This is a genomic window from Bartonella sp. CL63NXGY, assembly GCF_042194905.1.
Lineage (GTDB): Bacteria > Pseudomonadota > Alphaproteobacteria > Rhizobiales > Rhizobiaceae > Bartonella.
The window spans coordinates 236,284-249,478 of the sequence record NZ_JBHINK010000002.1; the positions used below are offsets into that span (position 1 = coordinate 236,284).

The 13,195-nt window shown below is 36.3% G+C and carries 11 protein-coding genes and 1 pseudogene; 11 read left to right on the plus strand and 1 reads right to left on the minus strand.

Going from position 1 to position 13,195, the window contains the following annotated elements; all coding sequences use genetic code 11:
* The first annotated feature begins 266 nt into the window (after window positions 1–266).
* Window positions 267–1,127: a phytoene/squalene synthase family protein gene (locus ACFIK0_RS02105; RefSeq protein ID WP_375663403.1), complete on the plus strand. Its 861-nt coding sequence runs from the start codon at window positions 267–269 to the stop codon at window positions 1,125–1,127.
* A gap of 913 nt (window positions 1,128–2,040) precedes the next feature.
* Here ACFIK0_RS02105 and ACFIK0_RS02110 read toward each other — a convergent pair.
* Window positions 2,041–3,930: a peptidyl-prolyl cis-trans isomerase gene (locus ACFIK0_RS02110; RefSeq protein ID WP_375663404.1), complete on the minus strand. Its 1,890-nt coding sequence runs from the start codon at window positions 3,928–3,930 to the stop codon at window positions 2,041–2,043.
* 154 nt (window positions 3,931–4,084) lie between these two features.
* On the opposite strand from ACFIK0_RS02110, the gene tpiA reads away from it, so the two are divergent.
* The 10 genes and pseudogenes from tpiA to pdhA all read left to right on the plus strand — a co-directional run bounded on the left by tpiA (window position 4,085) and on the right by pdhA (window position 13,191).
* Window positions 4,085–4,849: a triose-phosphate isomerase gene (gene tpiA / locus ACFIK0_RS02115; protein WP_375631362.1), complete on the plus strand. Its 765-nt coding sequence runs from the start codon at window positions 4,085–4,087 to the stop codon at window positions 4,847–4,849.
* 82 nt (window positions 4,850–4,931) lie between these two features.
* Complete coding sequence (gene secG, locus ACFIK0_RS02120) at window positions 4,932–5,384, plus strand: preprotein translocase subunit SecG (RefSeq protein ID WP_273791139.1); 453 nt, start codon at window positions 4,932–4,934, stop codon at window positions 5,382–5,384.
* 127 nt (window positions 5,385–5,511) lie between these two features.
* Complete coding sequence (locus ACFIK0_RS02125) at window positions 5,512–7,140, plus strand: CTP synthase (RefSeq protein WP_273791140.1); 1,629 nt, start codon at window positions 5,512–5,514, stop codon at window positions 7,138–7,140.
* A 36-nt stretch (window positions 7,141–7,176) separates the two neighbouring features.
* Entirely contained in the window at window positions 7,177–8,013 is an 837-nt protein-coding gene (gene kdsA / locus ACFIK0_RS02130; protein ID WP_273791141.1) for a 3-deoxy-8-phosphooctulonate synthase, read from the plus strand.
* Between the two features lie 71 nt (window positions 8,014–8,084).
* The gene (eno, locus tag ACFIK0_RS02135; RefSeq protein ID WP_375631360.1) at window positions 8,085–9,371 is read left to right on the plus strand and encodes a phosphopyruvate hydratase; all 1,287 of its coding nucleotides are present in this window, start codon (window positions 8,085–8,087) and stop codon (window positions 9,369–9,371) included.
* 92 nt (window positions 9,372–9,463) lie between these two features.
* On the plus strand, window positions 9,464–9,871 hold the full coding sequence (locus tag ACFIK0_RS02140) for a TM2 domain-containing protein (RefSeq protein ID WP_375631359.1): 408 nt from the start codon (window positions 9,464–9,466) through the stop codon (window positions 9,869–9,871).
* Between the two features lie 382 nt (window positions 9,872–10,253).
* Window positions 10,254–10,685 (plus strand): TM2 domain-containing protein, encoded by a 432-nt coding sequence (locus ACFIK0_RS02145; protein ID WP_375643078.1) that lies wholly within the window; start codon window positions 10,254–10,256, stop codon window positions 10,683–10,685.
* Window positions 10,686–11,069: 384 nt separating this feature from the next.
* Window positions 11,070–11,521, plus strand: a pseudogene (locus ACFIK0_RS02150) (TM2 domain-containing protein).
* Between the two features lie 182 nt (window positions 11,522–11,703).
* A complete protein-coding gene (locus tag ACFIK0_RS02155) occupies window positions 11,704–12,015 on the plus strand; it encodes a septum formation initiator family protein (protein ID WP_012754998.1) in 312 nt (103 codons plus the stop codon).
* A gap of 135 nt (window positions 12,016–12,150) precedes the next feature.
* Window positions 12,151–13,191: a pyruvate dehydrogenase (acetyl-transferring) E1 component subunit alpha gene (gene pdhA, locus ACFIK0_RS02160; protein ID WP_273791144.1), complete on the plus strand. Its 1,041-nt coding sequence runs from the start codon at window positions 12,151–12,153 to the stop codon at window positions 13,189–13,191.
* Window positions 13,192–13,195 lie beyond the last annotated feature (4 nt).

The window sequence follows — 13,195 nt, forward strand, 5'->3', positions numbered from 1 at the left end:
GTTACGATTGTTTTTTAGCTTTTTTACTGCAAATGAAAACTTGAAGTCCTATAAGATAAGTTTTATCAGAAAAATTATTTATTTAATTTTTTTCTTTCTAAAACGAAAAGTGACTAGAAAAGAAACTTTAATTCACAATACAGTTAAGAGACACATTTAAAAATCTTATTTTCTGAACTGTATTTGCTTATCCTTCATTTTTTAATATGAATAAAAAGAGGATATTAATTTAATTGCTAAAAAAGGGACGTTAATAGGTTCATAGAATGATAGGCTCTCTTCCTTATTGTCTTGATATTTTACGTACCATAGATCGTGATCGCTATATATCAGTTTTATTTGCACCTAAAAAAAAGCGCCAAGCATTGGCTGCTCTTTATGTATTTAATGCTGAAGTTTCTCGTATCCGCGAAAGTGTACATGATCCACTCATAGGAGAAATACGGTTACGTTGGTGGTATGATGCTATTGCTCATGGTGAAATGCAAATGAGTGGAAACAATCCGATTTTGAATGATTTATTAAAAGCAATGACTCTTTTTAATTTACCTAAGACAGCTTTTTTACGTTATTGTGATGCGCAAATTTTAGATCTTTATCACAATCCAATAGAAAGACTTCATGATCTAGAGCATTATTGTGGTGAGACAGCAGGCATAATTTTACAGCTTTCTTGTCAGATATTAGATCCTGAAACTGCACAAGAGTTTACAGATATCTATGAACATGGAGGGATTTCTCAAGGGTTAAGCGGTGTATTGCGTCTTTTATCATTCATGCAATCACGATATCAATATTATTTACCTACTGATATATTAAAGGCTGTAGGAGTGAATAGGGAAGATTTGGAATCTCATCGTCTCAGTGATCAACAAAAGGGTCGTATTGTTGAAGCTATGGTAGCATTATCACGCGATCATTATACCCAATTTTACGAGTATTCTTGTACTTTACCTAGAATTCTTAAGCCAGCTTTTCTTCCATTGGTCATTGTACCGGCTTCTCTTCAAAAAGCTATACAGCTGGGGGCAGCAATTTTTCAAGAGAGTGCAACTTTGCCATTGATATATCGCTATTGGTTGATAACAAGGGCAGCAATAAGCGGCAATTTTCCAAAGATACTGTAAAAGAATATTACTACGTTGGAATGCGTAACATGGAGACTGATTTTCTCATATGAAGATAAAAGGAGCCATTGTGATTCCAAACCATTTTTTTGTTATAAAAAATGTTGATGTTTTGGTTGTTATGAACGCAAAAGAATAAGAAATTTTATGATCTTGAAAATACAGTGTATTTCTTCATCAGTAATATGTTTTATTCAGTGTATTGGATGGGTGAGATGCAGAGAAAGAAAAACATGAGATAAATCTTAATACATTGGTTTGTTTGATGAAGAACTTTTAAGTACTCTGAATGTATTGATTGTAGCTCATTTGCAAATGAAATAAAATTTCTATTTTATGAGAGAAGTTATCTTAGCAGTCTATAAGTCTATAAAAAACTCTTATTTTTGAGAAATTATAACATCATAATTGATGACTGTTATGATTTATGAATATATTGATTTATAATGATAATTCGTTTTTTCTCATATTGAATGAGAGTCTTGAATAGAAAAAGATTTCTCCATTTTTATAATGAATTTTAAAAATAGTTTTTTTGTATATTATAAGTTTGGTGTGTAAATGAAATCATTTAAGGAAGAAGAAATATGCTCCTTATGAATGATATTAAGAGTAGTAATATGATGAGCTATAAATGAGTGACGATAGGGATGATATTTATAGCTTAATGGGCGACAACCTTTACAACCTTTGGATGAATAATGTTTTTTAATGCGTTGCAAAAACGACTCTACATTCCATTGACTATTTTCTCGCAAATCCATACATGCACTGATTTGCGAGAGAATGAATCATTATACAAATGTTTGATCCTAAGATATGCAAACAAGAGATCTATCTTACCTCTTCAACTATAGACGAAGAGCTGACGGAAACTTTATCAAATAAGTTCTTTAAATTATGTAAAATCTTTTTATTGGAGAGCGTTAAAGATCTGATTATAATTTGTGCTATTAATTTCCAAAGGATGTTCTTTATTGGCAACTTGTAGCATTTCTAGCTTGAGATCTTCTCTTATCATCATATCTATATTGGTGCGGACTTCAGTTGAAAGAGTATGAGACGTGATATCTTTAGGCATGGTTACAGTCTTTATTTGATAAATGATACGGTTTGTTGCAACCGGACCTTTTATGATGCCATAATGACCTTTGGGAGCGGAAAATAATGCTTTAATGCCTTCAACGCCAAGGGTTTCAGATGAGTCTTGACGCCGGAGGGTGGGTGTTGTTTGTTTTGTAACACCAAGGGTATGAGCAAGAGCAACAAGACTTTTTCCTTCCGTGAGCTGTTTGAGAGCATTTTGGGCTTTTTCATCAAGAAGACGTTGGATTTCCTCATTTTTCCATTGAGAAAGAACATCTAGCTTAGCCTCTTCAAGTGTCTTATCACGGGCAGGAATAATTTTATCGACCTTGTACCAGAGATATCCACCATTTTGAAAAGAGAGAGGATCAAGATCGACTCCTTCGTTTGATTGATAGATGGCATTCAGTAAAATATCTTTTTGAGGTAAATCCGTGAGTATTGCACCTTCAAGCGTTTTTCCTGTTTTATCAATGGTAATTGTGCGCAAAGACAACTTGTATTGGTCAGCTAACTCTTTGAGAGAAGCACCCTCAAAACGAGCATTTTCAATGGCTGCATAATTGTTACGGATATCATCAGTAGCACGATTTTTGGCAAGTGTTTGGCGAATATTTTCTTCTACACTTTCAAAAGGAAGAGAGCTTGAGGGTTCAATATGCGTGACGCGAATGATAACAGGTCCTTGTAAGTCATTTATCACAGAACTGACTTGACCTTGTTGAAGTTCAAAAATTTCAGATGTCAGATGATTAGGAAGTTCATTTTCTGCGAGAGGCCCTTTTTTTATTTCATTAAGAGTCTTTTTTTCAGCTTTTACCAGTTCATCAAAACTCAATCCATCAGCTATTTTTTTTGCTGCATTATCGGCTTCTTCGCGTGAGGGGAATCGCAGTTCTTCGAATGTACGCTTTTCAGGCGTTACAAAACGTGAAGCATTTTGTGTATAATAGGCTTTCGCCTCATCTGTTGAGATATCTTGAGGTTTTACAAAATCATTAAGTTCCATAGATAGCAAAGAGACAGTGCGGTATTCTGGAGCACGAAATTGACTTTGATGTGTTTCAAACCATTTTTGTAATGTTGCGTAATCAGGATCAGCAATTGTTTTCTTTTCTTTTAGATCAATAACAAGATAATCAGCAATACGCATTTCTTCTTGATAAAGAGCAAGTGCTTTATAAAAGAGATTTGGTGCCTTCATATCAGAAAGTAAAGCAGCAATAAGCTGATTACGCTTTTCTTGTTTGGTGTAATAATTAAGAAAAGCACTTTCACTAATACGTAAATGCTGAAGATAGTTATAAAACAAGTTTTTATCAAAAGTGCCATTTACCTGGAACATCTTATCAGAACCAATCGTATGAGCTATTGTATCTTTTGAAAGACTTATTTTCATTTTACGTGCTTGTTCATCAAGAAGTACATTTTGTTGTAATTGATTAAATACAAAAGCAGGAATTTGGTATTGCTGCATTTCATTTGCTGTAAACATTCGTCCAAGATGAGCTGCATATGCTAAACGTGCGCTTTGATCGGCGAGTGCAAGACGATAATCATCGATAGTTACTGTGGACTTTCCAGATGTAATAAGATCTCTTTCACTTTTTTTGTGTAACTGCGGTACCCCCCATAAAAGAATGAAGCATAAGAGTAAAATAGCAAGGAAAATTCTAAAAATCCAAGAATTTGTAGCATTTCTTATGATGTCAAGCATTGTTCAGGTCCATTTTTAATGTGAGTTATTATCAAAGCTGTAATGGAATTTGCAATAAAGAGATGAAAGATGCAAGCTTTAAAGACTTGCTTTCATTTTATAATTTGGTAACTACAGATAAACAATGTATTGTAAGAGCTCTTGAGGTGAAAATATGTCTCAAAATATTCGGCCTTTTCTTGCTGGAAATTGGAAAATGAATGGAACGAGTGAATCGCTTGGAGAGTTGCGTGCTATTGCTACAGGCGTTAGCTCTGATCTAGGTCATCTTTTTGAGGCGCTTATTTGTGTTCCAGCAACGCTTTTATCGCGTGCTTCTAATACGCTGAATGGTGAAAATCTCCTTTTAGGAGGACAAAATTGTCACTTTGATGATCATGGTCCTTATACTGGAGATATTTCAGCTTTTATGCTTAAAGAAGCGGGAGCAAGTCATGTTATTATTGGGCATTCAGAACGTCGTACAGTGTACCAAGAAAATGATGCGATTGTCTGTGCCAAAGTGCAAGCTGCGTGGCGAGCAGGTCTTGTGGCTCTTGTGTGTATTGGTGAAACATTGGAGGAGCGTAAGAATAATAAAGTGCTGGATATTCTGACGCAGCAGCTTGAAGAATCTTTACCAGATGATGCAACAGAAGAGAATACCATTATCGCTTATGAACCAGTTTGGGCGATAGGCACCGGCAATACAGCGACTCCAGAAGATATTGCAAAAGTACATCATTTCATTCGTGATAAGGTGCGCTCTCGTTTTGGTGATGAAGGCAATAAGATTCGTTTGCTTTACGGTGGATCCGTAAAGCCATCCAATGCATTTGAGCTTTTAAGCATTGCTCATGTTAATGGTGCTTTGATAGGTGGAGCAAGCTTAAAAGCGATTGATTTTTTAACTATTTGCGATGTTTGTCGTAAACTATAGCAGAGAAATTTGAGTTTCCCCTTGGATTGTGCGTTATTTATGTGTAAATAGCTATTAAAGAGTTATTTGAAGAGCAGGGTTTATGCAAACAGTACTTATAGTTATTCATTTTTTGATTGTGATTACTTTGGTTGGTGTTATATTAATTCAACCTTCAGAAGGTGGTGGGCTAGGTGTGAGTAATAGCTCAGGGTTGATGAAAACTCGTGGATCTCGAAACCCTTTAACACGTTTGACTGCTATTTTAGCCTGTTGTTTTTTTGTTGTGTCTATTGGACTTACCGTGGTGGGTAATATATCAAATTCTAGTTCTGATATCTTAAAGCGTATACCGGTTAATTCAGAACAGAATTCTACCGATAAAGGCTCAGGCTCAGTTCCATCATCAAATGATGAGTCTTCCCCTTCTGTTCTTGAACAGCTAGGAGGCACTTCGAATTCTCCGCAGGAACAGAAACAGTCCACAAATCCTGAAGCAGAAAGTCCAGTTCCACAGGTTCTTGAAAACACAGTTCCGGATAACAGTACAAAATAGTTTTTTAAGAAAATATAGACTTTTTAAAAAGGTGATTTTTTCACCTTTTTTATTTTAGAAGAAAAATTGTTTCTTTTTGCATTTTTTGCTGGAAAAATCATTATAAATTGCTTATCACCATAAGCCCATGGCACGTTATGTTTTTATTACTGGTGGTGTGGTTTCTTCCCTTGGAAAAGGCATCGCAGCGGCGGCGTTAGCAGCGTTATTACAGGCTCGTGGTTATCGCGTACGTCTTCGCAAACTTGATCCTTATTTAAATGTTGATCCCGGTACGATGTCACCTTATCAACATGGTGAAGTATTTGTGACCGATGATGGTGCAGAAACGGATCTTGATCTTGGTCATTATGAGCGTTTTACTGGGCGTTCTGCAAATAGCCAAGATAGTATTACAACAGGGCGTATTTATCGCAATATCATTGAACGAGAGCGGCGTGGTGATTATTTGGGGGCAACAGTCCAAGTTATTCCTCATGTTACAGATGAAATTAAGAGATTCATTACGATGGGAAATGAAGAATTTGATTTTGTTTTATGTGAGATAGGTGGAACGGTTGGTGATATTGAAGCAATGCCTTTTCTAGAAGCGATTCGTCAGCTTCGCAATGAGTTACCGAGACAAAATGTCGTTTATGTCCATCTCACATTAATGCCTTATATTCCTTCAGCAGGTGAATTAAAAACGAAACCAACACAACATTCTGTCAAAGAATTGCAAGCAGTTGGTATTTCTCCTGATATTTTGCTTGTACGTGCAGATCGATCTATTCCAGAAACAGAACGGTGCAAATTATCACTTTTTTGCAATGTTCGCTCCAATGCAGTCATTCAGGCATTAGATATGCCAACGATTTATGATGTTCCTATGGCATACCATAAGGAAGGTTTGGACTCTGAAGTTCTTTGCGCTTTTGGAATCGATTCGGCACCTTCCCCCAAGATGGATCGTTGGGAGGATATTACGCATCGTATTCACAATCCTGAAGGAGAAGTCACGATTGCTATTGTAGGAAAATATACGGGCTTAAAGGATGCTTATAAATCTCTTATTGAAGCGATTGCGCATGGTGGTTTAGCGAATAGAGTGAAAGTTAATATTGAGTGGATTGATTCGGAACTTTTTGAAAAAGAAGATTCTGTTTCAGCTTTACAAAAAGCCCATGGAATTTTGGTTCCAGGTGCTTTTGGGGCACGTGGGGCAGAAGGGAAGATTCGAGCAATTCAATTTGCACGAGAGCGTAAAGTTCCATTTTTAGGGATTTGTTTTGGGATGCAATTAGCTTGTATAGAAGCTGCGCGCAATATTGCACAGATTGAGAATGCTTCATCGAGTGAGTTTTGCGAAACAGACAATCCAATTGTAGGTTTAATGACAGAATGGCTTAAAGGAGACGTCCTTGAAAAACGTACAAGAAATGGTGATCTCGGCGGTTCGATGCGCCTTGGTGCTTTTGCTGCTGAATTAAAAGAAGAGAGTCATATTGCTCAAATTTATGGGATGACCAAGATTGTCGAGCGACATCGTCATCGTTATGAGGTCAATATTGATTATAAGGATAAGTTAGAACAGTGTGGTTTGATTTTTTCTGGGATGTCTCCTGATGGTATTTTACCAGAAACGATAGAATATGTAGATCATCCATGGTTTATTGGTGTTCAATATCATCCAGAATTAAAATCCCGTCCTTTTGATCCACATCCGCTTTTTTCTTCTTTTATTGAAGCTGCTGTAGAACAAAGTCGATTAGTTTAATGCATAAATTGGGTTACTTTGCTTTTGAGGGATAAAATGACTAAACCAAATGCCCGTGTGAAAGTTGGAAATATGATTTTTTCAAATGAAATGCCTCTTTCATTAATTGCAGGGCCGTGTCAGATGGAAAGTCGTGATCATGCTTTTGAAATGGCTGGTCGTATTAAAACAATTACCGATCAGCTTGGTATCGGGTTTGTTTATAAATCAAGTTACGATAAAGCCAACAGAACCTCTTTGGGGGCGGCACGTGGTATTGGTCTTGAAAAAGCAATGTCCATTTTTTCTGATTTAAAAAAAGAGTTTAATTGTCCCATATTAACTGATGTGCATACAGAAGAGCAATGTACAATTGTTTCTTCTACAGTTGATATTTTACAAATACCGGCTTTTTTATGTCGTCAAACAGATCTTTTGGTAGCAGCAGCCAAAACAGAATGTGTTATTAACATTAAAAAAGGTCAGTTTTTAGCGCCGTGGGACATGGAGAATGTTTTAAAAAAGGTTGTTTACAGTGGTAATCCGAATGTTATGCTTTGTGAGCGAGGCACGTCATTTGGTTACAACCGACTTATTTCTGATATGCGTTCGTTGCCTATTTTACGTTCATTTGGTGCTCCTGTTATTTTTGATGCAACGCATTCTGTTCAAGAACCTGGGGGGCAGGGGGCTTCATCTGGTGGGCAGCGTCAATTTGTTGAAATTTTAGCGCGTGCAGCTGTCTCTGTTGGGGTAGCTGGTATTTTTTTAGAAACACATCAAGATCCAGATAATGCACCTTCTGATGGACCCAATATGGTTAAAGTTGATGATTTACAAAGATTGCTTGAGACTTTAATGGAATTTGATTATCTGTCAAAAAAGTTGAGTTGAGAAGAGAAAAAATATTTCATTAATAGGGCATTATAAATGAATCGAGACTTTTATTGGATAAGGAAACACATATGACTATAATTGTCGATATCATTGGGCGTGAAGTTCTTGATAGCCGTGGTAATCCAACGGTAGAAGTTGATGTTCATTTGGAGAATGGAGCTTTTGGTCGCGCTCTGGTTCCTTCGGGAGCTTCAACAGGAGCACACGAGGCTATAGAGCTTCGTGATGGTGGTTTGCGCTATCAAGGGAAAGGTGTTGAAAAAGCGGTTGCTGCAGTTAATGGCGAAATTCTTGAAGAACTTGGTGGGCGGGATGCAACAAATCAAATTGCTATTGATCAAGCAATGATTGCTTTGGATGGAACGCCAAACAAAGCCCGTCTTGGTGCCAATGCACTTCTTGGTGTTTCATTAGCTGTTGCAAAAGCAGCTGCGGATTCATTAAATTTACCTTTGTATCGTTATATTGGTGGTACACAAGCGCATATTCTTCCAACCCCCATGATGAATATTATTAATGGTGGCGTTCATGCTGATAATTTGATTGATTTTCAAGAGTTTATGATTATCCCTATAGGAGCTCCTACTGTAAGAGAAGCTATCCGTTATGGCGCTGAGATTTTCCATGCATTGAAAAAGCGTTTAAAAGATGCGGGTTATAATACCAATGTTGGTGATGAAGGTGGTTTTGCACCTCAATTTAAAAGTGCTGATCAAGCAATTGATTTTATTATGGAATCTATCATGATATGTGGCTATAAACCAGGTGAACAAATTGCCATTGGTTTAGACTGTGCTTCAACCGAATTTTATAAAAATGGTTCGTATTTTTATAAAGGTGAGGGGAAATGCCGAGACATCCAAGAGCAGGTAGATTATTTAGCACATCTTGTGAAAAATTATCCTATTATTACAATTGAAGATGGAATGGCAGAGGATGATTGGGAAGGTTGGAAGTTACTCACTGACACAATTGGAGAAAAATGTCAGCTTGTTGGCGATGATTTGTTTGTAACGAATTCAGCACGTTTGCGTGATGGTATCAAAATGGGGGTAGGCAATTCTATTCTCATAAAAGTTAATCAAATTGGTACATTGAGTGAAACACTTGATGCTGTAGAAGTAGCACATAAAGCAGGTTATCGTGCCATTATATCTCATCGTTCAGGCGAAACAGAGGATTCTTTCATTGCAGATCTTGCGGTTGCAACGAATTGTGGACAAATTAAAACAGGTTCTCTTGCACGTTCGGATAGATTAGCCAAATACAATCAACTTATTCGTATTGAAGAAATGCTAGGAGCCCAAGCGCGTTATGCTGGTGATTTAGTGTATAGTTCTGAGCACAAAATATGAAAGTATAAGATCATTTAGATTATGAAATTGAGATTTCTTATCAAAGGCATATACGCAATAATTTTTAAGTGTTTAAATTTATAGGGATTAAGATGAGAGGTATAATTATTAGTCAAGATCAAGGAACTTATCTCGTTGCTGGTGATGATGGTAAACGTTATCAGTTTGCGACTTGGGATTGGTTGGGAAAGAATCCACCAAGGATTGGTAATGCTGTTGATTTTGTCTGTGAAGGGGGGGTTGTCAGTTCTGTTTTTCCATTGTTGAGATCAGGTACAGAGAACACAAAGATAATGTTCGCACTGCTTTGTTGGGTTGCAGGTATCTTTGGTGTCCATCGCTTTATGGTTGGTAAAGTTAGGACTGGTGCTTTAATGCTAGTTCTATCTTTATCATTGTTTGGATTGATAATTACCGGCATTTGGGCAATTGTTGATTTTATAGTCATTCTTGGTGGAAGATTTACGGATAAAGATGGAAATCAGATTACAGATTTGTGAAAATCTTATAATAAAAAAAGGTGATTTAGCTCGCTTTTTATTTTTATAAATATATTAAGTTGCATCATGCGAAATTATTGTACTACATTTATTTAATATGAGATATTAAAAAACATGTACAGCTAAGTAAACGTATTGAAAAAGACAATGCTATTTTATATGGGTAAAGCAAAGATATAAATCAACTAAAGCATGTTTTTTGTTACTGCTTATAGCAGGGGGAAATATTAGATTATTGGGGAGTTACGAACTATTTTAATTTCATGTTTATCATGGTGAGTACGAATTGTATTTACACCGTGAGGTTAATCCGCATATTATCGAATTAGAAATAATCTCTTTATGAATAACACATGAGGAGCAGCTTTATAGGTGGGCAAGAATGAAAGGTAAGATTATTGGTCAGGATCAAGGAGATTATTTTGTTTCAGGGGCTGACGGTAAGCGTTATCAATTTACGAGTTGGGATTGGTTAGGAAAAAAAACACCAAAAGTGGGTGATACCGTTGATTTTGTATATGAAGATAATGTTGTTAAATCTGTTCTCCCTCTCGTGAGTAAAACTCAGTCAGAAAAATCAAGATTGGCGATAGCACTTGTTTGTTGGTTTTTTGGATGGTTGGGAATTCATCGCTTTATGGCAGGTAAAGTTGGAACGGGTATTGTAATGCTTCTTATAAGCCTACTAAGTATACCATTTACTTTTGGGGTAGGGATACTTTTAGTAACTGGTCCTTGGTCATTCATTGATTTTATAGTTATTTTATCCGGATATTTTAGGGATGAAAACGGGGATAAAATTATAAATTGGTAGAAATTTTAGAATAATATAAAATGTAAAGAGTGAGGCACTTTCTTTACTTTTAATGTTGTCAATATATTAATTTAATAATGTAAATTATTTTAATATATGTCTTTAAATGTGAAATATTAAAGAAAATTATGAATATTTAAATAAAACTATTGAAAAAGACTGTACTATTTCATATGAAAAAAAGCAAAGGTGCAAATCGAACAGCGTGCTTTGTATTACCACTTGTAATTGCGGGAATTTTAAGTTGTTGGGGAATTTTTAGCTTTTTAAATTGTCATATATCACGGTGAATACAGACTGTATTCATGCTGTGAGGTTTATTCAACATATTATCATATTAGAAGAAAAGCTTCTTTATGAATAACAATTTTATAGGTGGTGAAGATGAAAGGTAAGATTATTGGTCATGATCAAGGAGATTATTTCATTTCAGGGGCTGATGGTAAGCGCTATCAGTTTGCGAATTGGGATTGGTCAGGAAAAACGCCGCCGAAAGTTGGTGACGTCGTTGATTTTGTGTGTGAAGGGGATACCATTAAATCTATTTTCCCTATCTCAACTGAAGGTCAGTCACAGCAATCAAAAGTGACGTTAGCGGTCGTTTGTTTTTTTCTAGGTGGACTAGGACTTCATCGTTTTATGGTTGGTAAAGTTGGAACGGGCATTGCAATGCTTCTTATAAATATAATAAGTGTAATAAGTATATAAGTGTAATATTTATGCCGGTAGGGCTTATAGGAATTTTTTTGATAATTACACCTTGGGTATTGATTGATTTTATAGTCATTTTAACAGGAAGTTTTAAGGACAAAGATGGGTGTAAAATCACGACTTAGAGGATATCCAATATTTATAATATAAAAAGTGGGGCATTCAGCTTACTTTGATTGTATTAAGGGGGGGATAAATTGAAATAACAAATTATTTTGGTGTAGATTTGGTAATGAGGTATTAATCAAAATCATGCATAGTTGGGCAAAATATCAAGAAATTTGTGCTGTAAAGACTGTGCTATTTTATGTGGACAAAGCAGAAACGTCGATCAATCAAAGTACGCTTTGTACTACCTCTTATGACGGTGGGAGTCTTAAGCTATTTCAGTTATCACATTTATCATGGTGAGTATGGATTGTATTCACGCAGTGAAGTTAATCAGCATATTAGCGAATTAGAAAAGGAGCTTCATAAAATAGAAGCTGAGCGGATATTCATGGAAAAGCGTATTTCTCTTTTACGCAATGGGCATATAGAAAAAGATATGTTGGATGAGTATGTCCGAAAGAATTTGAACTTTTCTAAGCCAAATGAATTGACAATCTTAATACCTTGAAATGATACCAAAGGTAAATGAAAAATTGCTTAATTTAAACAACAATCAGCAATGATATTGTTTAAGCCGATTGATAAGGCTTGTAACTTTTGTTCGTAAAGGTTATTCCTAAATAATCATAAAAGGGAGTTTAATATGGCAGAACGACTTAAAAAAAATTCTGCGTCGGCGGCGCGCACTGCATTATCAAGCACCACAAAGAAAGCACCAATAGCAGATTTTACAAAAGAAGAAGAAATTGATGCTTATCGTGAAATGCTTTTAATTCGCCGTTTTGAAGAAAAAGCAGGACAACTTTATGGTATGGGGCTTATTGGGGGATTTTGTCACCTTTATATTGGTCAGGAAGCCGTTGTTATAGGAACATTGAAAGCGGCAAAAGAAGGTGATCAGGTTATTACGTCTTACCGTGATCATGGTCATATGTTAGCGGTTGGGATGAGTCCGCGTGGTGTCATGGCAGAATTAACGGGGCGCCAAGGTGGCTTTTCCAAAGGGAAAGGTGGCTCGATGCATATGTTCTCTAAAGAAAAGAACTTTTATGGAGGACATGGTATTGTTGGTGCGCAGGTTCCCATTGGTTCAGGTTTGGCATTTTCGAATCAGTACCTTGGTAAAGATAATGTGACATTGGTTTATTTTGGTGATGGTGCTGCAAATCAGGGGCAGGTTTACGAGAGTTTTAATATGGCTTCACTTTGGAAGCTTCCCGTTGTTTATATTATTGAAAACAATCAGTATGCTATGGGAACGTCAGTTTCACGTGCATCTGCAGAAACTGATTTTTCCCGACGTGGTCTTTCTTTTGAAATTCCAGGTATTGTTGTTGACGGTATGGATGTTCGATCAGTAAAAGGAGCTGCTGATGAAGCAATTTCTTGGGCACGCTCAGGTAAAGGGCCGATCATTCTTGATATGCAGACCTATCGCTATCGTGGTCATTCCATGTCTGACCCAGCAAAATATCGTTCAAAGGAAGAAGTCCAAAAAATAAAAGAGGAGCACGATCCGATTGATCAAGTAAAAAGTCGGATTCTTAAAAAAAATTGGGCGAGCGAAGACGATTTAAAATCTATTGAGAAAGAGGTCCGTGCAATTGTTGCTGATGCGGTAGATTTTGCACAAAGTGATCAAGAGCCAGATGCTTCTGAGCTCTATACTGATATTTTAGTTTGATGCG